Genomic DNA, 20,855 nt, shown 5'->3' on the forward strand with positions numbered 1-20,855 from the left:
AGGTATGCTATAATGGAAATTATGAGACAGTATCGTATTTTGGTGGTTGATGACGACCGGAGCATTTTGAAGCTGGTGAAAAATGTCCTAGAGCTCGATGCTTATGATGTGACGACGCTTGATCGGATAGAAGAGCTGGAGCTGACGCATTTTGTCGGGTATGACTTGATTCTACTAGATGTGATGATGGAGCCTGTAAATGGTTTTGAGCTGTGTTCCTACATTCGTCCTCATCTTTCGTGTCCAATCATCTTTCTGACGGCCAAGGAGTTGGAGGCGGACAAGGTGGAAGGACTCTTTCGCGGAGCAGATGACTATATTGTCAAACCTTTTGGGACAAAAGAATTGCTGGCGCGTGTCAGAGCTCATCTTCGGCGGGAGGAAAGACGGGAGGAGCGCTATTCTGAAATTTCTTCTTGTCAATTTTATCCAGAGCGCTATGAAGTGGCCTGTTTTGGTAAAGTTTTGAAATTTTCAGAGCGAGAGTTCAAGTTGCTGCATTTACTAGCTAGCAATCCCAAGCAGACCTTTTCAGCTGAACGCCTGCATACCTTGCTTTACCCAGAAAGTTCAGAAACACAGCTTCGCTCCATCTCAGAATACGTGTATCAGATTCGTCAAAAATGCAAACAAGAAGGGCTGCAAGCAATCGCAACAGTGAGAGGAGTAGGCTATAGATGGCAATTAGAACCCGAAATTTCAAAAGCCTAGTCTGGACATCCAGTTTAAAAATCGTCTTTTTTCATGTTTTGATTTTTGTGCTTATAGGTTATGAATTTACACAAGGCAGCGATTATGCCCTTTTCACCTTGTTCTTCTGGGCAGGAAGCTTGCTGCTGATTACTTTTTATCATATTTTGAAATTGCTCCGAAAAATCGACAGGGAAATAAAAATGCTAAAGAGCGAGAAGCTTTTAGAGGAAAATCAAAGCAAGCTTTTTCGGATTGAGGAAATGCTCGAAGTCTATAGGGATTTACGGAGCAGCCACCAAGAAAATGCTCGTCTTCTAGAAAGAGAGCAGCAGCATAATCAGGAGTTGATTTTACAGCTATCAGCGACATCGCACGATTTGAAGACGCCCCTAACTGTGATTAAGGGGAATGCTGAGCTCTTGGAATTGGCGCAGTTAGGCCAGCCACAGGCAGACTATGCTGCTGAGATTTTGCAGGCCAGTCACAAGATGGAAGAGTATTGTGGCTCTTTGATTGATTACGCTAAGACTTTTCAGATTGATGCTAATCAGTTCAGTCAGCTTTCCTTAGGGGACTTTTTGGCTTATCTCCAGGACGATTGGGCACTGTTCAGCAAACAGGAAAGCTATCGTTTTTATCTCCAAGAAGATTGCGATCTTAGTCTGATTTTGTCGATTCATTTGGACTATCTCAAGCGGGCTTTACTCAATATCTTACTAAATGCGCTTGAACATGCTAATCAGGACCAAAAGGAAGTCAAGCTAACGGTATCAGTGCAGCAGGACCAGTTGGTTTTTGCTATCTGGAACAATGGCCCTGCATTTTCAGAGGAGATGCTGCTGGGAGCGGAACAGCTCTTTTATCAGAGTGACCAAAGCCGCAATTCAGCTAATCCCCATCATGGTATCGGCTTAGCCTTTTCTAAGCAGGTAGCTCTCTTGCACGGTGGTCGTCTGACCCTGCTCAATCCAGAGCAAGGAGGAGCCTGTGTCGAATTGACTGTAGCTTTAAAAGACAAATAACAAAGGAAGTCAATAAAAATACTAAACGGACTAAAATGTTTAAAGTTTCAGTCCGTTTTTGCCGCTTTCTTCTTGACAAAATATGTAAAGGAGACTATACTATGTTTGAAAAGTAAAGGTCGTTTTACATCATAAAAAGGGGGAAGCCTTGGAAAATCGAATTCAAGAATTGCGAAAAAGAAAAAAGCTCAGCCAGGAGGAGCTGGCTGAGAAGCTAGAGGTCACGAGACAAACGATTATTTCTTTGGAAAAGGGCCGCTACAATGCCTCATTACTTTTGGCTCATAGAATTGCATCCTTTTTCAATTTAAGGATTGAAGAAGTGTTTCTCTTTGAGGAGGATGAATCATGAAATGGACTTATTTGTGTAGATGGCTATTGGCTATTTTGGTGGTTGTTGGCTTGTCTTATCTCCATTTGCAAGCCAATTTTATACCTAAGGAAATCCTGCTTTTTGTGGGAATGTTCTTGATTGTGGCGATGTTGAAATTTCCCAAGCGTATGAAAAATAGGAGGCTGACATGGAAATAGTAACTAAACAAGAATTTCGGAAAAAACTACAAAAGAAAGTGATCATCGGCCGCATCCTAATCCTAGTCCTCTGGCTGGGACTGGGATGGAGCTACATCCATTCTCTGGATGATTTACAGGAAGGGGTCATGGTTGGTCTGCTTCTGGGGCTTTCCTTGATGGTTCTGCGTTATAACCTTGCCTTGAAACGGGAGGAAGCCTTTAATAGGCTCTACATTCAGGTGACGGATGAGCGCAATCGGATGATTGACGAAAAGACTCGCACCCTGCTGTTTGATATCCTTTTGCTGCTGGCAGCAGGACTGAGCCTTCTGTCTATGATTTTTCCTATCATTTTAAATCTCAATCAGTTTCTGACCTTGACCATTATCCTAGTTTTGGCCCTTTACTATCTCTTGCGTTTTCTCCTGTCTAAGCGCTATTAACAAAAAAAGCTGGCAGGGCCAGCTTTCTCAACAAGCTTTTAACAGAGCTTGTTTTTATTTTCTATAAAGTCGATCATACTGATGAACAGGATCCATGGTTACATGGATGCCGAGTTTGCGCAGAACATTTTTGTCTTCATCTGTCAGCATTACGGTTGAATGAGCTTCGCTGCCCTTGAGATTTCCAAGCTCTTGCATGGCTTGGGCAGCATCTTGATTTTCCATGGCTGTGATTGCCAGAGCCATCAAGATTTCATTTGAATGGAGGCGCGGATTACGGCTGCCCAAATGATTGATTTTCAGACCTTGGATTGGTTTAACGTACTCGGGTTCAATCAGCTTGGTTTCTTTGGCAATGTTGGCTAATTTTTTAATGGCATTAATCAATACAGCAGCCGTAGGACCAAAGAGTTCAGAGGTTTTACCGGTTACGATTTCGCCATTTGGCAATTCCAAAGCAAGAGCTGGTTCGCCAGTGCTTTCAGCCTTGGCACGCGCAGCAACGGTTACTTTACGATCCAGCGGTGTGATGCCCAAGTCGTTCATCAAGAGTTCGATTTTCTTGATAGCAGATTCAGAAACGCGCTCCGCCTTGAAGTCCAGAATCGTCTGGTAGTAGCGGCGGATGATTTCCTGTTGGGAAGCCTCGATAGCTGCATCATTATCTACAATGGCAAAGCCGACCATGTTGACGCCCATGTCTGTTGGAGAAGCATAAGGTGATTTTCCAAGGATGCGCTCCAGCATACGCTTGAGGACTGGGAAAATTTCGATATCACGGTTGTAGTTGACAGTGGTTTCGCCGTAGGTTTGCAGGTGGAAAGGGTCAATCATGTTGACATCGTCCAGGTCTGCCGTCGCTGCCTCATAAGCTAGATTGACCGGATGGTGCAGGGGCAGATTCCAAACTGGGAAGGTTTCAAATTTAGCGTAGCCTGATTTGATGCCATTGATTTGGTCGTGGTACATATTGGACAAGCAAGTAGCTAATTTACCAGAACCAGGACCAGGCGCAGTCACTACGACCAGATTTCGACTGGTCTTGATGTAGTCGTTTTTCCCCATTCCCTCAGGTGAGATAATATGATCCATGTCGGTCGGGTAGCCCTTGATTGGATAGTGGATGTAGGAGTCAATTCCGTTCTTTTCTAGCTGAGCGCGGAAGAGATCAGCTGCTGGCTGGCCAGAATACTGGGTAATGACCACTGAGCCCACATAAATATCCAGCTCATTAAAGGTATCGATTAGGCGCAGAACTTCTTGGTCATAGGAAATACCCAAGTCCCCACGCGCTTTCGAGTGTTCGATGTTATTGGCATTGATGGCAATGACAATCTCCACTTGGTCCTTTAGCTCTTTGAGCAGTCTGATTTTATTGTCCGGCTCATAACCTGGTAGGACGCGGGCAGCATGGAAGTCTTCCAGCATTTTTCCGCCGAATTCCATGTACAATTTGCCCTCAAATTGATTAATGCGCTCCAAGATATGGTCGCGCTGCAGGTTTAAGTATTTTTCTGAATCAAAAGCAATTTTTTTCATGTATAGTTTCACCTCTGCTAAGCATTATAACAAAATTTTCTTCAAATTGGAAAATTAAAAGAGATTATATTAGATAAAATAGATAGCAGCCCGAATGAAGAACGGGCTGCTTCTCGAAATTAGTAGTTGGTAATCGTGTCCACGGTTGAGCGATCCAGTTTTTTGACCAGCGCTTGCAGGAAGGCTTGGGCCTGCAGGAAATCGTCCATGGCATAGAGAGTTTGGTGGGAATGAATGTAGCGGGCGCAGACACCAATGGTGGTAGATGGTACGCCACCGCTTTGGAGATGGGCAGCACCAGCATCCGTTCCGCCCTTGCCGCAGTAGTATTGATACTTGATGCCAGCTTCCTCAGCAGTTGTCAAGAGGAAGTCCTTCATAGCTGGCAGCATGAGATGACCAGGATCAAAGAAGCGAATCAGCGTTCCATCACCGATGGCTCCTTGGCCGCCATAGATGTCACCTGCTGGGGAGCAGTCCACAGCCAGGAAGACCTCGGGAGCAAATTTTGTCGTTGAAGCATGGGCGCCACGCAGGCCAACCTCTTCTTGAACATTGGCGCCGACATAGAGTTGGTTGTCTAGTGGTTGACCAGACAAGGCTTGAGCCAATTCGCCGACCATAAGGACGCCGTAGCGGTTGTCCCAGGCTTTAGAGATGACATTTTTACCGTTAGCTGTGAGAATGGCAGAACTGTCTGGAACGATCGTGTCTCCTGGACGGATGCCGTAGCTTTCAGCTTCTGCCTTATCTGCAAAGCCCCCGTCAAAGACAATGTCCGCAATCTGTGGCATGACTGGTCCGCCAGAACCACGTGTCAGATGAGGAGGGACAGAGCCTGAGATGACAGGGATTTCTCGGCCTTCGCGGGTAAAGAGTTTGAAGCGTTGGCTGCTCACGACTAGCGGATTCCAGCCACCGATTTCTACTACACGGAAAGTCCCGTCGGGCTTGATCTCGCTGACCATGAAGCCAACCTCGTCCATGTGAGCCGCAACTAGAACGCGGGGAGCATTTTCAGCTTGAGAATGCCGAACTCCAAAGATACCGCCTAGGCCGTCGGTAACGACTTCATCGACGTGAGGAGTGATTTTTTCGCGCAGATAGCTGCGGACAGGTGCCTCGTGACCGGAGATTGCTGAGAGCTCAGTCACTTCCTTGATTTTTGAAAATAAATCAGACATAAGTTTACCTTCTTTCTGATTCTATTTTATCACTTTTTTAGAGGGAATAACAGGATGAACTAAAAGAAGCTGAGAAATCTGTAATATTGTTTGTCGCCTCTGCGCTTTTGTGTTAAAATATTCTACATGAAAGCTAAAAAAATCATTTTAACGACAACCGCTCTCTTGGGAGCGGGAGCCGTGGCCTTTGGAGCTGCCAAGCTTGTGCAGGAGCAGAAAAGACTGCGTAATAGAGAAGAAATTGTTCAGGTCGTGCGGGAATTTTTTGCCAGCCGAGGACCGATTGCAACAGTCTATGTGGAACTTTATGAATCAACTGACAGCCGCACAGTTGGAGGGGTTGTCCTAGAAGACGACCGCCATTTCACCTTCGTCTATGAGAATGGTCAGCTGACCTATGAGGAAGAGTGATGATTCGGCCGCAAAGTATGGAGGAGCTAGCTTCTTATGTAGATCATAAGGGGAAGACTGTCTTCTTTTTCACGGCAGATTGGTGCGGAGATTGCCGTTTCATCAAGCCCTTTCTGCCAGAGATAGAAGCTGAAAATCCTGACTTCATCTTTGTCGAGGTGGATCGGGATCAGTATATGGCTGTGGCCCAAAAATGGGACGTTTACGGGATTCCTAGTCTGATTGTCGTGGAAGATGGCCGAGAGATTGGTCGCTATGTCAATCGCGACCGCAAGACCAAGAGTCAAATCAATGATTTTTTAGCAAATTTGTAAGAAGATTTAAAGTATTTTTGGAGGAAGAAATGATTTTTACATATAACAAAGAGCATGTTGGAGATGTTCTCATGGTCATCGCTGCCGATGATCAGGGAGCTAAACTAAGCGCTGAGCGCAAGGGAAATATTGCGCGTGTTTACCGCGAAGATAATGGACAAACAGTAGCTTGGAACATTTTTGAATTGTCAAACCTTTTTGAAATTGCAGAGCGCGGACAAGTTCAGCTGACGGATGAGCAAGTTGCGACTCTCAACCAAGAATTGACCAAAGAAGGCTTCCAAGCGGAGCTGGTTAACGACCGTGATCCTAAGTTTGTTGTGGGGGAAATCCTTGAAATGGTAGCTCACCCTGACAGTGACCACCTGAATATCTGTCAAGTGCAGGTGTCAGCTGATCAGACCGTTCAAATCGTGGCTGGCGCTCCGAATGCTCGTGTTGGTCTCAAGACGATCGTGGCTTTGCCTGGTGCTATGATGCCGAAGGGCAATCTCATCTTCCCAGGAGAACTCCGTGGCGAAAAGAGTTTTGGTATGATGTGCAGCCCACGGGAACTCCAGTTGCCAAATGCGCCGCAAAAACGTGGTATCATTGAATTGGCGGATAGCGAAACGGTCGGAACTCCATTTGACCCAGCCAAACACTGGACTGCCTAGGAAATTGTCAGTATTTGATAGACCAGATAGAGGGGGATAAGATGGCAAAAAATGTAGTGATTACAGGAGCGACATCTGGAATCGGTGAAGCCATTGCGCGAGCTTATCTGGAGCAGGGGGAGAATGTCGTTCTAACAGGGCGACGGACAGACAGACTGGAAGCCCTCAAATCAGAGTTTGCAGTAACCTATCCAAATCAAACAGTTTGGACTTTTCCACTGGATGTCACGGATATGGCTATGGTCAAGACTGTCTGCTCCGATATTTTGGAAACGATAAGGCAGATTGATATTTTGGTCAATAACGCTGGACTAGCTCTTGGCTTGGCTCCCTATCAAGACTATGAAGAATTGGATATGCTGACCATGTTGGATACCAATGTCAAAGGTTTGATGGCAGTCACTCGCTGTTTCTTGCCTTCTATGGTAGCAGCCAATCAAGGTCATATTATCAACATGGGATCAACCGCAGGAATCTATGCCTATGCAGGTGCAGCTGTCTATTCAGCCACCAAGGCAGCAGTTAAGACTTTTTCAGATGGACTGCGAATTGATACCATCGCAACGGACATCAAGGTGACAACTATTCAGCCTGGAATTGTCGAAACAGATTTTTCTAGAGTACGTTTCCACGGTGATAAAGAGAGGGCGGCGACGGTCTATCAGGGAATTGAGGCCTTGCAAGCTCAGGATATCGCAGACACGGTTGTTTATGTGACCAGTCAGCCCCGTCGTGTTCAGATTACAGATATGACCATTATGGCCAATCAACAGGCGACAGGTTTCATGGTTCATAAAAAGTAAAAAATTTCTGAGAAAAGTTACAAATTTCTGTAACTTTTTTTTGATTCCCTGCGAATAGATAAGTAGGAGGAAGAAAATATGTATAATAAAGTCATCATCATTGGCCGGTTGACGGCTACACCAGAGCTACACAAGACAGCAAATGATAAGTCGGTCGCGCGCGCGACAGTGGCGGTGAATCGCCGTTACAAGAGCCAAAACGGAGAACGTGAAGCGGATTTTGTCAACCTTGTTGTCTGGGGACGCTTGGCTGAAACCTTGGCAAGTTACGCTAGTAAGGGGAGTCTGATTTCTCTGGATGGAGAATTGCGGAGCCGCCGCTATGAAAAGGATGGAACCACTCATTATGTGACAGAAGTTCTTTGCAGTGGTTTTCAGCTTTTAGAAAGCCGAGCTCAGAGAGCACTCCGTGAGAATAATACTGGGGCAGATCTAGCGGATTTGGTGCTGGAAGAGGAGGAACTCCCTTTTTAAAAGTGATTTTTCTGGTCTCAAGTGTTCATGATAAAAGAGAAGAAAGTTAGGAAAGTGTTCCTAACTTTTTTGGTTAAAGGGTAGGTGGAGAAATAGACAACTGACGCAAGTCATTTGCTTCATCAGGCCTGAAAAAGTATTTTTATAATGGAATTTTTATTGTTTTCCTATCTTAAATTTGGTATAATAAAGGTGAATCCAGAGGCAGGCTAGAAAGGAAAAAATCGGAAACGAAACAGCCGCTGATGGTCGCTTTGCACATTGTAGTTTGAAATAAGGAGAGGAGGTTTATCATGTCTTTGTCTGCCTTATTTGAAGTATCAATAGCTATTTTGGGTGTGGCCTCTGCTGGTTACCTCATCTATGCCTATTATGAGTTTCTAAAAGATATAGCTCATATGGAGAAAGTACATCATTTTCATCACGGAGGTTGAGACAAAAGTGTCTCGGCCTCGCTTTTTATTAGAAAGAGATCCTTGAGGTTGCAGCTGCTTGCTCAATAGCCCTCAATTGTTGTGCAGCCTCGTGGGGCTGGAACTGTTTATAACTCTAGGAAAGTTTTTAAACCTTAGCTCGGAAACAAGGTTGACAAGCTAAAACTTTGAAAACGTAGTTCTATTCTGCTACCTTACTTTTATTCTAGTCCTCTTGGTTTTCATATTGATTTAAAAATGTTAAAATAGTAGGCAAGAAAGCGGAGAGAATGCATGCCAAAAGAAGAAAATTTAACGGGGAATCAGGTTGTAGCCCTAACAAAAAAATATTTAGCTGCAGAGGATGTGGCTTTTGTTCAAAAAGCGTTGATCTATGCGATGGAATGTCATAGCGGGCAAACTCGTCAGTCGGGAGAGCCCTATATCGTCCATCCGATTCAGGTGGCGGGAATTTTAGCCAAGCTCAAGTTGGATGCTGTTTCAGTAGCCTGTGGTTTTTTGCATGATGTCGTAGAGGATACGGCGGCGACCTTGGACGATCTGGAGCGGGAATTCGGCCATGATGTGCGTGTGATTGTGGATGGTGTGACCAAGCTTGGGAAAGTCAAATACAAGTCTCACGAAGAACAGTTGGCGGAAAATCATCGCAAGATGCTCATGGCCATGTCAGAAGACCTTCGAGTGATCTTGGTCAAGTTGGCTGACCGTCTGCATAATATGCGTACTCTGAATCATTTGCGACCAGACAAGCAAGAGCGAATCTCGCAGGAAACGATGGAAATCTATGCTCCTCTGGCCCATCGTTTGGGGATTTCCAGTGTCAAATGGGAATTGGAAGACTTATCTTTCCGTTATCTCAATCCGACGGAATTTTATAAAATTTCCCATATGATGAAGGAGAAGCGTCGAGAGCGGGAAGCTCTAGTAGAGGAAGTTGTCCATAAGATTGAAACCTACGCGGGAGAGCGTAATCTTCATGGGAAGATCTATGGTCGTCCCAAGCATATTTACTCCATCTACCGCAAAATGCAGGACAAGAAGAAGCGGTTTGATGAGATCTACGATCTGATTGCCATTCGTTGCATTTTGAGCACTCACAGTGATGTCTATGCCATGCTGGGCTACATCCATGAGCTTTGGAAACCCATGCCGGGGCGTTTCAAAGATTATATTGCCAATCGCAAGGCCAACGGCTACCAGTCTATCCATACGACCGTTTATGGTCCTAAAGGTCCGATTGAGTTCCAGATTCGAACCAAGGAAATGCATGAAGTCGCAGAATACGGGGTCGCTGCTCACTGGGCCTATAAAAAAGGAATTAAGGGTCAGGTTGACGGCAAAGAATCTGCCATCGGGATGAATTGGATCAAGGAATTGATGGAATTGCAGAATCAGTCTGGTGATGCTAAGGAATTTGTTGATTCGGTTAAGGAAAGCTACCTGGCTGAGGAAATCTATGTCTTCACACCGGATGGAGCAGTGCGTTCTTTGCCTAAGGACTCAGGACCCATTGATTTTGCCTATGAGATCCATACTAAGGTTGGGGAGAAGGCGACAGGAGCCAAGGTCAATGGTCGCATGGTGCCGCTCAATACCAAGCTGAAGACTGGGGATCAGGTGGAAATTATCACCAATGCCAATTCCTTTGGACCTAGTCGTGACTGGCTTAATCTTGTCAAGACCAGCAAAGCCAGAAATAAAATCCGTCAGTTCTTTAAAAATCAAGACAAGGAGCTGTCTATTTCTAAAGGACGGGAGCTCTTGCAGGCTCAATTTCAGGAGAATGGTTATGTAGCCAATAAGTACATGGACAAGAAGCACATGGAAGATGTGCTCCAAAAGACCAGCTATAAGACTGAAGAAGCGCTTTTTGCGGCAATTGGTTTCGGTGAGATCGGTGCCATTAGTATTTTCAATCGTTTGACAGAAAAAGAGCGCCGTGAGGAGGAGCGGGCCAAGGCAAAAGCAGAGGCAGAGGAATTGGTCAAGGGCGGTGAAGTTAAGGTTGAAAATAAAAAAGACACCCTTAAGGTCAAGCACGAAGGCGGTGTGGTTATTCAGGGAGCGTCTGGCCTCCTCATTCGGATTGCAAAGTGCTGTAATCCTGTGCCTGGTGACGATATTGTTGGTTACATTACCAAAGGACGCGGCGTAGCTATTCACCGGCAAGACTGTATGAATCTTAAGGCTCAGGAAAATTACGAACAGCGCTTGCTTGATGTGGAATGGGAAGAAAATAATTCGACTAAAGAGTACACGGCTCACATTGACATTTATGGTCTCAATCGGTCTGGCCTCCTTAACGATGTGTTGCAGGTGCTGTCTAATACCACCAAAAACATCTCAACGGTTAATGCCCAGCCAACTAAGGATATGAAATTTGCTAATATCCATGTTTCTTTTGGCATTGCTAATCTGTCCATGCTGACGACGGTGGTGGATAAGATTAAGAGTGTGCCAGAGGTGTATTCGGTCAAACGGACCAATGGCTAAGCGCGAGCTTGTCAGAGTGGATGTTAGTCAGAAATAAAGGAAAAGATATGAAAGTTGTCATTCAGCGCGTCAAACGTGCTCAGGTCAGTATTGAGCAGCAGCTACACAACAGCATTGGACAAGGTCTCCTGCTCTTGGTAGGTGTCGGGCCTGATGATAGTCAGGAAGATATGGAGTACGCGGTCAGGAAGATTGTCAATATGCGGATTTTTTCCGATGCTGAGGATAAGATGAATCTGTCTATCAAGGATATTGGCGGAGAAATTCTTTCCATTTCCCAATTTACGCTTCATGCAGATACCAAAAAGGGAAATCGGCCAGCCTTTACAGGAGCGGCTAAACCGGACATGGCTAGTCCCTTTTATGACAAGTTTAACCAGCTGTTAGCTGAGCAAGTGCCAGTCAAGACGGGCGTGTTCGGAGCAGATATGCAGGTAGAATTGGTAAATGATGGCCCAGTGACTATTTTGCTTGACACCAAAAATCGGTGAAGGAATTGCGCGCCTTTTGAAGGTTAGTGGTTTAAGACCAAGCAAAAATAGTTTGTTTCTTTTCTAGAGAAAACTCATATTTATAGGCTTCATAAGTGACTTCTAATAGACCAGTGCTGGTCTCCTTAGAAGTTCTTATGAGGCTTTTTGTGTGGTTTAAAGGCGATATTATTCTAGCAGGCGGCTTTGGAGTTGATAGAGCGGAAGGGCAGTCAAGCGTTGCTCCTTGTCAGATGCGACAGATGTGTAGGGGGTATTAGAAAAGGGCTTTACGACTTATGGTATAATGATATATATAAGTTTGAGGAGTCTCTTGATTTTCTCAGACTGATCTTCATAAAAAGAATAGGAAATAAGTATGCGCTCGATTCTTGCCTTATATATCACCTTGATGCCGGTCATTCTGGCTGGAGTTATGAATATGATTTTTTGCAAGTCTTCACTGCTAGAGGCGGCTTATCGACCAATGGATGCTGGCCTGATTTTAAAAGATGGGAAGAGGCTTTTTGGGGCTAACAAGACCTGGAAAGGTTTCTTTGGTATGATTGTCTGGGGAGCCTTGGCTCAGATCCTTTGGGGTTTGCTCTTAAAGAGTATTCCTACCCTAGAGAAGCTGCACTTGGTCTATGCTTTCTACAAAAATACGGTGCTGTTTAATCTGGTGCTTGGGGCTCTTTTGGGGCTGGCTTATGTTTTGTTTGAGCTGCCCAATAGCTTTATCAAGCGCCGGTTGGAAATCAGAGAGGGCAAGACGGCGGAGAATGGCTGGAAATGGACCTTTATCTGGATAGACCAGATTGATTCCTTGATTGGCTGTATTATTTTCTTGCTTTTCTATATCCCTCTGTCCTGGCAGCAGATGCTGGGCATTCTAATCCTAGGGGCGGGTACGCATCTGGGAGTCAATCGTCTGCTCTACTGGGCTAAGCTTAGAAAAAATCGTATGTGAGATGGGAGTTTTTGATGAAAGAACTATGGCTGGAAAAAGAGCCTTCGGTCGTCTATGGCGGTAAAATCAATCAGTTAATCAACCTCTGTCAACTGGGGCATTCGGTTCCTAAGGGTTTGATTTTGCCTGCGGACCAAGTAATGGCTTGGCTAAGAGCGGCTCTGCCAGAATACTCAAAACAGGGACTTAAAGAATTAATCGAACTGGGCAAGGAGGAAATTGCGGAGCGTTTGCTGCAATATCCCTTGGAGTCAGCTTGGTTACAGGAGTTAGCAGACTTTCGCCAGGAAAATCAAGCCTATATCGTTCGCAGCAGTGCCCTCTTAGAAGACGGACAGGCCATGTCATTTGCAGGCCAGTATGACTCGATTGGCAACTGCCAATCGCTGTCAGAAATTGAGCAGGGGATTCGTTCCTGTCTGCTTTCTCTCTTTAATCCAGAAGCCTTGGCCTACTGGCAGCGCCAGGGTTTGCCTGAGCAGGATTTTGCCATGGCTGTGCTAATTCAGGAACAAATAGAGCCTGATTTTAGCGGTGTCTGCTTTTCCCTTGATGTGGCGACTAATCAGGACCAGACCATGCTGCTAGAGTATGTAAAAGGATCGGCTGAGAGCTTGGTTAGCGGTCAAGTCAATCCTAAGCAGCTGACTCTTTCTTGGTACAAGCCGGACTGGATCCAGTTTGAAAAGGCTGAAATCTCTCTTACAGTCTTGCAGAAGCTACACGAGCAAGTTTTGCAGATTGTGGCGTATTTTGGTCAGCCCATGGATATTGAGTGGTGCGCTGTCCAAGAGCAAGTCTATCTGCTGCAGGCTCGGCCCATCACGACAGTACCAACTAAAATCGACAGTGGTCGCTGGACAACGGCGAATTTTCGGGATGGAGGCGTGGCGGCTCAGCCCTGTCCAGACCTGATGTGGAGCCTTTACCGTCATTCTTGGCAAGAGGCACTCTCCAGCTTTTTGCTGGCAATTGGACTAGAGCCTGAAGGTGTGATGCCGCCACTGATGCGCCTGCACTATGCACGGCCTTTCTGGAACTTAGGCGTGGTCAAGCAAGGTATGGAGCAGATTCCGGGTTATATTGAGCGAGACTTTGATGATGAGCTGGGAGTCAATAAAGATTACCAAGGTCAAGGTTTTACTAGTAAATTAAGTCCAGCCTTGCTCTTGAATTTCCTGCGCGTAGCTTTAAAAACACAAAAAGTAACTAAAACCTTTCTGCATCAGGCACCAGATAAGCTGCAAGAGCTGCATCAGCAATTTACCCGCCTGAATCAGGAAATACGAGAACTGAACGACCAAAGCCCGCTGCAGCAGGTCGAGAGTCTTTGGCAGTTAGTGCTAAATCAGGCTTATTTAGACAGTGAGGGAACTTATTTCTGGCAGGCCTACATCAATACGGTCCAGTTGTCTATGAAAAAGACAAGTTTGCTCAAATGGCTGACGGTCGATGAATTTTTTCAACTAATTGCTAAATTGGGAAATGTTTCGCATACCAAGCCTTTGGCTGGAATGCTGGAAGCTGCGGATCTTGTTTTGGCAGACGAGAAACTGACAAACGATTGGCTGAAGCTATCGGTAGAAGAGTTGCAGGGACTGGCTGCACAATATCCTGAGCGAGCAGATTTTATCAAAATTCAGGATTTTCAAAAGGATTTTGGCTACCACTCGGCTCGGGAGCTGGACTTGCGAGTAGCTAGTTACGAAGAAGATGCTCATCAGGTCCTGACAGCAGTCCAGCAGTTGGTTGCTGATTCAGCGTATTACCAAGCGGCCAAAGCTTCGCTCAGTTCTGGCTCTGAGTCTGAGCTGGATTTGGCTCATCTATCTCGAGCCAAGCGGAAAAAGATAGAAAAAATCAGTCAAGACTTGCGGAACTTGCTCTGGTGGCGGGAGGAGTTCAAGGATATTTCTACGCGCTATTACCACCTCATTCGCCAGATTAGCCTTAAACTCGGCCGAGCCTATGAAAAGCGAGGCTTTCTGAAAGTTTCTCAAGATATTTTTTACATTAAGAAAGAAAGCCTGACTGCCTTTATGAAAGGGCAAAAGACTGCCGACCAGCTTCAAGAAGAGGCTGCTGATAATCAGCATTATTGCCAGGCCTATCGAAATTTTGAGCCAGTGGGTGATTTGACCGACAAAGAGATGAGCTTGGAAGAGGTAGCTCATGCCAGTCGGGCTCTGCTGACAGGAATGCCAGCCAGCAGCGGTCAGGTGACCGGTCGGGTTCGAGTCCTCTTGGATTTGGCTGATATTGAGACGATTGAGCCGGGAGAAATCCTTGTCACTCGCTATACAGATACGGGCTGGAGTTATGTTTTCGGTATTCTAGGCGGTCTTGTGACAGAGTATGGCGGGGTTCTTTGCCATGCCTCCATTGTCGCTCGGGAATGCGGGATTCCAGCTCTGGTTTGCGCTAAGAATGCAACTCGGCTGTTAGAAACTGGCATGCTGGTAACCTTAGATGGAAGAAGAGGAGAAATAAGAATTCATGAAGAAGAATGAACCTTTGTTTATCGGTGAATACGACAAATCTGTTATCCTGACCTATATGGGCGCTGCTTTTGCACTGTTGGCAGTCTATGCCGTCATTCAGTCCCAGCTGCGACTAGCCATGATGGCCTTTATCGTTAGCGGTATCTGTGACCTCTTTGATGGTGTGGTTGCGCGGCGGATGAAGCGGACTGAAAGTCAGAAGCGCTTCGGCATTGAGATTGATTCGCTCTGTGACATGATTAGCTTTGCGGCACTTCCAGCTGTGCTCCTCATGACTCAGCTACCTTTGGGAGCAGCTAATATTATTTTGGCTGTCCTCTATGTCTTAGCTGCGGTTACGCGCTTGGCTCATTTTAATCGCTTGGCTAAGCATGATGAGGGATCGGGTTCATATTTTACCGGCTTGCCCGTGACTTACAGCGCCCTCTTTTTCCCGTTGACCTATCTGGTCTGTCAATGGCTGGCGCCTGCTCTCTTTGCTTGGGTATGGCTGGGCCTGTCTCTTTTGCTGCCCTTCCTATTTGTCTACAACTGCCGGATTCCCAAGCCAAATAAACTGGCTTATCTGGTCTTTGCGATTCTAGCTGTTGCAAGTCTGATTGGTCTGGGGGTTCTCCCGCATGGTTAAGGTCTATCAAAGAAGGACTGGCCAAGTAGTTGAACCGACAGAATACAAGGCGGGTCTGTTAGACAAGCTTTATGGGACTACTTGGGGTCGCTTCTTGTTGCCTATCTTGACCCGACCTAGCCTGTCTTATCTTCTGACTTTGAAAGACTACACTCCTTGTTCTCGCAAGAAAATAGCAGCTTTTGTAGAAAATTATCAGCTGAATCTGGCTGACTATGAAGATGGCGCCTATCCTAGCTTCGCGGCTTTCTTCCAGCGAAAAATCAAGCCCGATCTGCGTCCAGTCTGTCCTGACAGTCAAGTACTGGCTGTGGCGGATGCCAAGCTAGAGGCTTTTACCATTAGTCAGGACTTGCAGCTGACGATAAAGGGGCAGACATACAGGTTAGCTGACTTACTGCTGGATGATGACTTAGCTCAGCTGTTTATTGGTGGAACAGTGCTAGTTTATCGCTTGGGAGTGGAAGACCTGCACCGCTATCTGGCTGCTGAATCCGGCAGAATTACCCAAAGACGAAAAATCAAGGGCCGCCTGCATACGGTCAGGCAGGTAGCCCAGAAGCGGCGCTTGATTTACAAGGAAAATAAAAGAGAATACTGTCTTTTAGATACCGATCTAGGACCTGTCCTGCAGATGGAAGTAGGGGCTCTCTTGGTCGGAAGAATATACAATCACAGTCAGGACAGTTTGGTCAGAGGACAGGAGAAGGGCTGCTTTGGTCTGGGTGGATCAACCATTCTTGTCCTCTATCCAGCAGGCACGATTCGCTTGGATCAGGATATCCTGACTTACTCAGACCTCGGAATAGAAACCCAGATTCAAATGGGTGAAAAGATTGGAGAGAAGCTATGTTTAAACGATTAGCTATTTATTATAAGGAAATGTTTCCTTTGCTGCCACGTTTTTTTGTGGCTGCCATCATGTTTTTTGAGATTTATTTTGTCCTTCTGCTCAATGACGGAGTGACCACCTTTCACTTTGACCATCAGGAGTTGATCGGAATTTTTACCATTTTCGTCTTTCTGATGATTCTGCGAATCGCAGATGATTTCAAGGACTACGAGACCGATAGACGGCTCTTTCCTCATCGGGCTCTGCCATCTGGCCGGGTGAAAAAGAAGGACTTGGCTATTGCTCTCAGCTTTATCGTAGCTGTGTCTGTACTTCTCAATGTTCTCTTTATGAACAATATCGGCTGGTTCCTCTTTCTCTATATCTACGGAACTCTCATGTCCTTCTGGTTCTTCAAGCGTGACAAGATTCAAAATTCTCTGCCACTGGCTCTAGTGACCCATAATCCGGTCATGATGATTTTGAATCTCTATACCATCTCTTTTGTCTGCTACAAGTACAATCTGCCTCTCTTGTCCTTGCCGACTGTTTTGCTGGCCTTTACCATGTATTTCCCAAGTCTGATCTGGGAAGTCTGCCGCAAGATTCGGGCACCAAAAGACGAGACTGAGTATGTGACCTATTCTATGCTTTTTGGCTACAAAAAAGCCACTCGCTTTATCGAGGTGGTGACTCTGCTGGATATCTTGACCAATTTCGCTCTGCTCTGGAATATTTCCCATGTCGGAGTGGTGGTCTTGGTGCTGAATGTCATCTGGATGACCGTCCAGTTTGAGCAGTTTATCAAGGATCCGACTCGCTTTAATATACGGGAACGGGTGGAGCGTTATACTTATATCACGGAGACGACCATGGTTCTGTCCGTTGCTGTTTATCTCTTGATGGGGGTACTTTGATGAAAAGAATCAAGCAGACAGGGCTTGACCAGGTTGGAGGCAAGGCCTATCATTTGCTGAAAATGCAGGCTGCTGGATTGCCGATTCCTGACTTTGCAGTGTTTGCTTTTGACTTTTTTCAAGAATCTGCCAGCTCTGCTGACTTGGAGCGGATGGAAGAAGCTTATCGGTCTGGAGAGTTGGACTTGTCCCAACTCAGTCAGCAATTGCAGGATTGGGCTAAAGAGCAGTTTGCGCAAGAAGATTTGACAGCAGCAGAAAACTGGATTCGGCAGGAGTTTTCTCAGAAAGACTGTCGCTTTGCAGTTCGCTCATCAGCAACCATTGAGGATGGGAAGGCTTCATCATTTGCCGGTCAGTTTGAGAGCCAGCTCAATGTGAAGCCAGAAGGACTTAAAGAAGCTATCCAAGCGACCTTGCTCTCTCTTTATCAGGAGTCAGCTCTTAGTTATCTATTTGAGCAAGGCCTATCTTTGAAGCAGGCACAGATGATTTGCCTTGTTCAGGTTATGCAGGAGGGAGATTTGTCTGGGATTTACTTCACAGCTAATCCCAAGGGAATTTTGAACGAGCACATCATTGTCATCGGTCGGGGCTTGGGCAATAAGGTTGTTGAGGATAAGATTCCTACAACCATGGTGACGCTTCATCCCAAGGACCAGCTCTTTTATACAGAGCAGACGGAGGACTCACCAGACGTATCACAGGAACAACTCGCGGAGCTACAAGTTTTGGCTAGTCAGGTAAGTCAGCTTTTCGGACCTTACATGGATATGGAGTTTACCTTCGCAAATGGCCAGCTCTATCTCTTGCAGGCACGACCTATTACTACCTTGCCAGAGGGACAGCGGATTATTCTGGATAACAGCAACATTGTCGAGAGCTATCCGGGCGTTTCTAGTCCTTTGACCATTAGCTTTATCCAGGAGGCTTATGCCAGCATTTTCCGAAGTCTGGCTCAACGCTTGGTTGGCAAGGATGCTCCTGAGTTGGCTGCCTATGAAGCTACTTTTCAAAATATGCTGCAGTCGGTCAACAGCCGGGTTTATTACCAGATTCAGAGCTGGTATCAGCTCTTGCAGCTTCTGCCTTTTTCGAAGAAAATCATTCCTATCTGGCAGGATATGCTGGGAGTAAGAGAGACAGAGGTACCTCAGATGCCGGTGCACCTGTCTGCTTTCAAACGCCTGCAAATCATGCTTCGCATTATTCGAGAGTTTTGGACGGCACCCAAGCAAATGCGGAAATTGGAAGAGCAGTTTGCCCAGATTCAGCTAGAATACGAAGCGGGCTTTTCTCCCGACGCAGATGCGGAGACCTTGATTGCCTTGGTAAGCAAGCTAAAAGAGGATATTCTGGCTCACTGGGACATTACGCTGGTCAATGACCTTTATGCTTTTGTCTATACTGGTCTCTTGAAGAAGTCGCGTCGCGGCGGGGCTGTTCAGGCTGAGATTGCGGGAATTGAGCAGATTGAAAGTATGAGGCCAGCTTTGGCTCTGCAGGCTTTAACAGCTCAGTTGAAAGCAGAAGAAAATGCAGAGATTAGACAGGCCATGGCAAGTGAAAGTCCAGAAGTCTTTCTAAGTAGCCAGTACCCTTTGGTCCAAGAAATTGCCCATTTTATCCATGAATTTGGTGATCGAGCTCCAGAAGAGTTGAAGTTAGAAACTCCAACATTTCGAACGCACCCAGAGCGTCTGCTCAAGCTCCTGTTGCAAATGTGCCAGCAAGAGGAGAAGAAGCTGGCTCCTCGGAAATTTGAAGAAGCTGAGCAAAAATCAGACTGGTGGACGAATTTTCTTCGTAAGCGAGCCATGACGGGTGTTAAATATCGGGAAAGCTCCCGCTTAAACCGCACACGGATCTACGGTATGATGCGGCAGATTTTCAGAACATTGGGTCAGCAATTAGCCGATCAAGGGCTGCTGGCTACGCCTGACGATGTTTTTTATCTGACAAAGGAAGAATTGTTTGAGCTGACCAGAAAGCCCAGAGATGTTAGTGGATTGATAGCCGAACGTCGGGAGAAGTTGGAGGCTGATAAGGAACTACCAACCTTTAGTCGCTATGTTTTTGCTGGACAGGTCTTTGAGAAATATCTGAAACCGCAAAACCGTACCAGCAGTCATAATACGGGCAATCAAGCCTTACAAGGGATTGGCTGTTCACCTGGCTGCGTTAAGGCTCAGGTTTTGGTCGTGGAGGATGTACAGGAGATTGAGTCTGCTCAGGACCGGATTATCGTGACCAAGATGACCGATCCGGGCTGGGTCTATCTTTTGACCCAAGCCACGGGTGTCATTGCAGAGCAGGGGTCTCTGCTCTCTCACACAGCTATTATTTCCCGCGAGTTAGGTATTCCTTCAATTGTCAATGTCAGAGGTGCCTGCAGTCAGCTGCGAAATGGCGACTGGATTGAGATGGATGGCCTTACTGGCAAGATTCGACTGATCAAGGAGGAAGACCATGCTGGAAATTAAACCAGTTGAACCCAATACTGCAGAGATGGACGATTTTCTGGCCCTGCCCAAGAAGATTTACCGGCCAGACCACCTCATGCAGTCGGAGGAGGAAGAGCTGGCTTTGATTGAGGGCAGTCACCCGCTGAGTTCTGACTTAGAAACCTATGCTTTTATTGGGTATGTGGACAGTCGGCCTTGTATTCGCGGCCTTCTGACCTTTTATTCAGGTGATGAGGCTGCTTACTTGGGATTTTTCGAGTCAATCAATGACCAACAGATTGTATCTGCTTTTATCGAGCATTTAGCTGGATTTGCCCGCAGTCTCGGAGCGATTAAGATAATCGGTCCCGTACAGGCAAGTTTTTGGCTGGGCTATCGAATGCAGCTGACTGGAACAGAGGAGCTCCCTTTTACAGGGGAGCCTCATAATCCAGCCTATTATCCCCAGCTGTGGCAGGCTGCTGGTTTTGAGCTCAAGGAGCGCTATCTGTCCAATTTTTATCCCAAAGTCAGCAATCAAACTCATCAGAACAAGCTGGCTCATCGCTTTGAGTCTTTTGAAGAAGCGGGTTTCATCATTTGCTCGCCCAAAAAGAAGGACTGGGAAGAAGCTTCGTTGCAGGTTTTTGAGCTCCTCAATCGCCTTTATCAGGATTTTCCGATTTATCGGTCAATTTCTAGTCAGCAGTTCAGTCAGATTTTTCAAAAATACCAGTATATTCTTGATTTTTCAATGGTTAAGCTGGCCTATAAGGAGGGCAAGCTAGCAGGTTTTCTGATTGCCATGCCAGACTATGGCTCTCTGGTTTATCAAAGGCTGACTCCTTTTAACCTAGCCAAGCTTTTTTGGACCAAGCGCTTTGCCAAACGTTACACGATTATGTATCTGGGAGTGGATGAAGAATTCCTGGGCTTGGGCTCTGCCTTGGCCTATCCGATTTTTAAAGAAGTGCAGAAGCGACAAGCTTCAGCTATTGGAGCCTTGATTCACCAAAATACCGTCACGCGCCACTATGCAGCAGAATTGCAAGGAGACAAGCATGAGTACGGCCTCTTTGAGTTGGATTTGGGGCTTGGATGACCTGTAAACAGT

At 46.1% G+C, this 20,855-nt stretch carries 22 protein-coding genes; 20 read left to right on the forward strand and 2 right to left on the reverse strand.

All coding sequences use genetic code 11. The features are described from left to right. The first annotated feature begins 12 nt into the window (after nucleotides 1-12). The 5 genes from D8797_RS08505 to D8797_RS08525 all read left to right on the forward strand — a co-directional run bounded on the left by D8797_RS08505 (nucleotide 13) and on the right by D8797_RS08525 (nucleotide 2,671). Nucleotides 13-711, forward strand: a complete 699-nt coding sequence (locus tag D8797_RS08505; protein ID WP_125380209.1) for a response regulator transcription factor — start codon at nucleotides 13-15, stop codon at nucleotides 709-711. Then, nucleotides 678-1,715 carry a sensor histidine kinase gene (locus tag D8797_RS08510; protein WP_125380211.1) on the forward strand — a complete coding sequence of 346 codons (1,038 nt, stop codon included), beginning with the start codon at nucleotides 678-680 and terminating at the stop codon, nucleotides 1,713-1,715. Before D8797_RS08505 ends, D8797_RS08510 begins: the two co-directional genes overlap by 34 nt. 148 nt (nucleotides 1,716-1,863) lie before the next feature. Next, entirely contained in the window at nucleotides 1,864-2,067 is a 204-nt protein-coding gene (relB, locus tag D8797_RS08515) for a type II toxin-antitoxin system RelB family anti-toxin (protein WP_002927075.1), read from the forward strand. Next, nucleotides 2,064-2,246, forward strand: a complete 183-nt coding sequence (locus D8797_RS08520; RefSeq protein WP_125380213.1) for a hypothetical protein — start codon at nucleotides 2,064-2,066, stop codon at nucleotides 2,244-2,246. Before relB ends, D8797_RS08520 begins: the two co-directional genes overlap by 4 nt. After that, nucleotides 2,237-2,671 (forward strand): DUF2178 domain-containing protein, encoded by a 435-nt coding sequence (locus D8797_RS08525; protein ID WP_125380215.1) that lies wholly within the window; start codon nucleotides 2,237-2,239, stop codon nucleotides 2,669-2,671. Before D8797_RS08520 ends, D8797_RS08525 begins: the two co-directional genes overlap by 10 nt. A 54-nt stretch (nucleotides 2,672-2,725) precedes the next feature. On the opposite strand, the gene D8797_RS08530 is transcribed toward D8797_RS08525, so the two are convergent. Continuing rightward, a complete protein-coding gene (locus tag D8797_RS08530; protein ID WP_005591255.1) occupies nucleotides 2,726-4,210 on the reverse strand; it encodes a DUF1846 domain-containing protein in 1,485 nt (494 codons plus the stop codon). Between the two features lie 119 nt (nucleotides 4,211-4,329). Continuing rightward, complete coding sequence (gene pepA, locus D8797_RS08535) at nucleotides 4,330-5,394, reverse strand: glutamyl aminopeptidase (RefSeq protein ID WP_125380217.1); 1,065 nt, start codon at nucleotides 5,392-5,394, stop codon at nucleotides 4,330-4,332. Between the two features lie 126 nt (nucleotides 5,395-5,520). Between pepA and D8797_RS08540 the strand changes: the two genes are divergently transcribed. The 15 genes from D8797_RS08540 (at nucleotide 5,521) to D8797_RS08605 (ending at nucleotide 20,843) form a co-directional block, all read left to right on the forward strand. Further along, the gene (locus D8797_RS08540) at nucleotides 5,521-5,805 is read left to right on the forward strand and encodes a DUF4651 domain-containing protein (protein ID WP_061423405.1); all 285 of its coding nucleotides are present in this window, start codon (nucleotides 5,521-5,523) and stop codon (nucleotides 5,803-5,805) included. After that, entirely contained in the window at nucleotides 5,805-6,119 is a 315-nt protein-coding gene (locus D8797_RS08545; RefSeq protein ID WP_125380218.1) for a thioredoxin family protein, read from the forward strand. The genes D8797_RS08540 and D8797_RS08545 overlap by 1 nt, the downstream gene beginning before the upstream one ends. Before the next feature lie 29 nt (nucleotides 6,120-6,148). Continuing rightward, complete coding sequence (gene ytpR / locus D8797_RS08550; RefSeq protein ID WP_125380220.1) at nucleotides 6,149-6,775, forward strand: YtpR family tRNA-binding protein; 627 nt, start codon at nucleotides 6,149-6,151, stop codon at nucleotides 6,773-6,775. Nucleotides 6,776-6,816: 41 nt separating this feature from the next. Continuing rightward, nucleotides 6,817-7,578 carry an SDR family NAD(P)-dependent oxidoreductase gene (locus tag D8797_RS08555; protein WP_037586376.1) on the forward strand — a complete coding sequence of 254 codons (762 nt, stop codon included), beginning with the start codon at nucleotides 6,817-6,819 and terminating at the stop codon, nucleotides 7,576-7,578. 78 nt (nucleotides 7,579-7,656) lie between these two features. After that, complete coding sequence (locus D8797_RS08560; RefSeq protein WP_125380222.1) at nucleotides 7,657-8,052, forward strand: single-stranded DNA-binding protein; 396 nt, start codon at nucleotides 7,657-7,659, stop codon at nucleotides 8,050-8,052. A gap of 293 nt (nucleotides 8,053-8,345) precedes the next feature. Continuing rightward, nucleotides 8,346-8,486, forward strand: coding sequence for a hypothetical protein (locus tag D8797_RS10180; protein ID WP_185780862.1), 141 nt, complete (start codon nucleotides 8,346-8,348; stop codon nucleotides 8,484-8,486). A 273-nt stretch (nucleotides 8,487-8,759) separates the two neighbouring features. Next, nucleotides 8,760-10,979: a RelA/SpoT family protein gene (locus D8797_RS08565; protein WP_061423401.1), complete on the forward strand. Its 2,220-nt coding sequence runs from the start codon at nucleotides 8,760-8,762 to the stop codon at nucleotides 10,977-10,979. A gap of 47 nt (nucleotides 10,980-11,026) precedes the next feature. Then, complete coding sequence (gene dtd, locus D8797_RS08570; protein WP_125380224.1) at nucleotides 11,027-11,470, forward strand: D-aminoacyl-tRNA deacylase; 444 nt, start codon at nucleotides 11,027-11,029, stop codon at nucleotides 11,468-11,470. A gap of 358 nt (nucleotides 11,471-11,828) precedes the next feature. Further along, nucleotides 11,829-12,419: a CDP-archaeol synthase gene (locus D8797_RS08575; RefSeq protein WP_125380226.1), complete on the forward strand. Its 591-nt coding sequence runs from the start codon at nucleotides 11,829-11,831 to the stop codon at nucleotides 12,417-12,419. 14 nt (nucleotides 12,420-12,433) lie between these two features. After that, the gene (locus tag D8797_RS08580) at nucleotides 12,434-14,929 is read left to right on the forward strand and encodes a PEP/pyruvate-binding domain-containing protein (RefSeq protein WP_125380228.1); all 2,496 of its coding nucleotides are present in this window, start codon (nucleotides 12,434-12,436) and stop codon (nucleotides 14,927-14,929) included. Continuing rightward, complete coding sequence (locus D8797_RS08585; RefSeq protein WP_125373431.1) at nucleotides 14,916-15,548, forward strand: CDP-alcohol phosphatidyltransferase family protein; 633 nt, start codon at nucleotides 14,916-14,918, stop codon at nucleotides 15,546-15,548. Before D8797_RS08580 ends, D8797_RS08585 begins: the two co-directional genes overlap by 14 nt. Further along, nucleotides 15,541-16,413 (forward strand): phosphatidylserine decarboxylase, encoded by an 873-nt coding sequence (locus D8797_RS08590; RefSeq protein WP_125373430.1) that lies wholly within the window; start codon nucleotides 15,541-15,543, stop codon nucleotides 16,411-16,413. Before D8797_RS08585 ends, D8797_RS08590 begins: the two co-directional genes overlap by 8 nt. After that, entirely contained in the window at nucleotides 16,398-17,297 is a 900-nt protein-coding gene (locus D8797_RS08595; RefSeq protein WP_125380230.1) for a UbiA family prenyltransferase, read from the forward strand. The genes D8797_RS08590 and D8797_RS08595 overlap by 16 nt, the downstream gene beginning before the upstream one ends. Further along, nucleotides 17,297-19,780 (forward strand): phosphoenolpyruvate synthase, encoded by a 2,484-nt coding sequence (locus D8797_RS08600; RefSeq protein WP_125380232.1) that lies wholly within the window; start codon nucleotides 17,297-17,299, stop codon nucleotides 19,778-19,780. Before D8797_RS08595 ends, D8797_RS08600 begins: the two co-directional genes overlap by 1 nt. Continuing rightward, entirely contained in the window at nucleotides 19,767-20,843 is a 1,077-nt protein-coding gene (locus tag D8797_RS08605) for a hypothetical protein (protein ID WP_125380234.1), read from the forward strand. Before D8797_RS08600 ends, D8797_RS08605 begins: the two co-directional genes overlap by 14 nt. Nucleotides 20,844-20,855 lie beyond the last annotated feature (12 nt).

Source organism: Streptococcus cristatus, assembly GCF_003944225.1.
Taxonomy (GTDB): Bacteria; Bacillota; Bacilli; order Lactobacillales; family Streptococcaceae; genus Streptococcus; species Streptococcus cristatus_K.

Bases quoted from the DNA above. Each gene is read 5' to 3' on its own strand.
- D8797_RS08595 (WP_125380230.1), top strand. From the start codon at position 16,398: ATGTTTAAACGATTAGCTATTTATTATAAGGAAATGTTTCCTTTGCTG.
- D8797_RS08530 (WP_005591255.1), bottom strand. From the start codon at position 4,210: ATGAAAAAAATTGCTTTTGATTCAGAAAAATACTTAAACCTGCAGCGC.
- D8797_RS08510 (WP_125380211.1), top strand. From the start codon at position 678: ATGGCAATTAGAACCCGAAATTTCAAAAGCCTAGTCTGGACATCCAGT.
- D8797_RS08520 (WP_125380213.1), top strand. From the start codon at position 2,064: ATGAAATGGACTTATTTGTGTAGATGGCTATTGGCTATTTTGGTGGTT.
- D8797_RS08560 (WP_125380222.1), top strand. From the start codon at position 7,657: ATGTATAATAAAGTCATCATCATTGGCCGGTTGACGGCTACACCAGAG.
- D8797_RS10180 (WP_185780862.1), top strand. From the start codon at position 8,346: ATGTCTTTGTCTGCCTTATTTGAAGTATCAATAGCTATTTTGGGTGTG.
- D8797_RS08505 (WP_125380209.1), top strand. From the start codon at position 13: ATGGAAATTATGAGACAGTATCGTATTTTGGTGGTTGATGACGACCGG.
- D8797_RS08585 (WP_125373431.1), top strand. From the start codon at position 14,916: ATGAAGAAGAATGAACCTTTGTTTATCGGTGAATACGACAAATCTGTT.
- D8797_RS08525 (WP_125380215.1), top strand. From the start codon at position 2,237: ATGGAAATAGTAACTAAACAAGAATTTCGGAAAAAACTACAAAAGAAA.
- D8797_RS08580 (WP_125380228.1), top strand. From the start codon at position 12,434: ATGAAAGAACTATGGCTGGAAAAAGAGCCTTCGGTCGTCTATGGCGGT.
- D8797_RS08540 (WP_061423405.1), top strand. From the start codon at position 5,521: ATGAAAGCTAAAAAAATCATTTTAACGACAACCGCTCTCTTGGGAGCG.
- pepA (WP_125380217.1), bottom strand. From the start codon at position 5,394: ATGTCTGATTTATTTTCAAAAATCAAGGAAGTGACTGAGCTCTCAGCA.
- D8797_RS08590 (WP_125373430.1), top strand. From the start codon at position 15,541: ATGGTTAAGGTCTATCAAAGAAGGACTGGCCAAGTAGTTGAACCGACA.
- D8797_RS08575 (WP_125380226.1), top strand. From the start codon at position 11,829: ATGCGCTCGATTCTTGCCTTATATATCACCTTGATGCCGGTCATTCTG.
- ytpR (WP_125380220.1), top strand. From the start codon at position 6,149: ATGATTTTTACATATAACAAAGAGCATGTTGGAGATGTTCTCATGGTC.
- D8797_RS08605 (WP_125380234.1), top strand. From the start codon at position 19,767: ATGCTGGAAATTAAACCAGTTGAACCCAATACTGCAGAGATGGACGAT.
- D8797_RS08545 (WP_125380218.1), top strand. From the start codon at position 5,805: ATGATTCGGCCGCAAAGTATGGAGGAGCTAGCTTCTTATGTAGATCAT.
- dtd (WP_125380224.1), top strand. From the start codon at position 11,027: ATGAAAGTTGTCATTCAGCGCGTCAAACGTGCTCAGGTCAGTATTGAG.
- D8797_RS08555 (WP_037586376.1), top strand. From the start codon at position 6,817: ATGGCAAAAAATGTAGTGATTACAGGAGCGACATCTGGAATCGGTGAA.
- D8797_RS08600 (WP_125380232.1), top strand. From the start codon at position 17,297: ATGAAAAGAATCAAGCAGACAGGGCTTGACCAGGTTGGAGGCAAGGCC.
- D8797_RS08565 (WP_061423401.1), top strand. From the start codon at position 8,760: ATGCCAAAAGAAGAAAATTTAACGGGGAATCAGGTTGTAGCCCTAACA.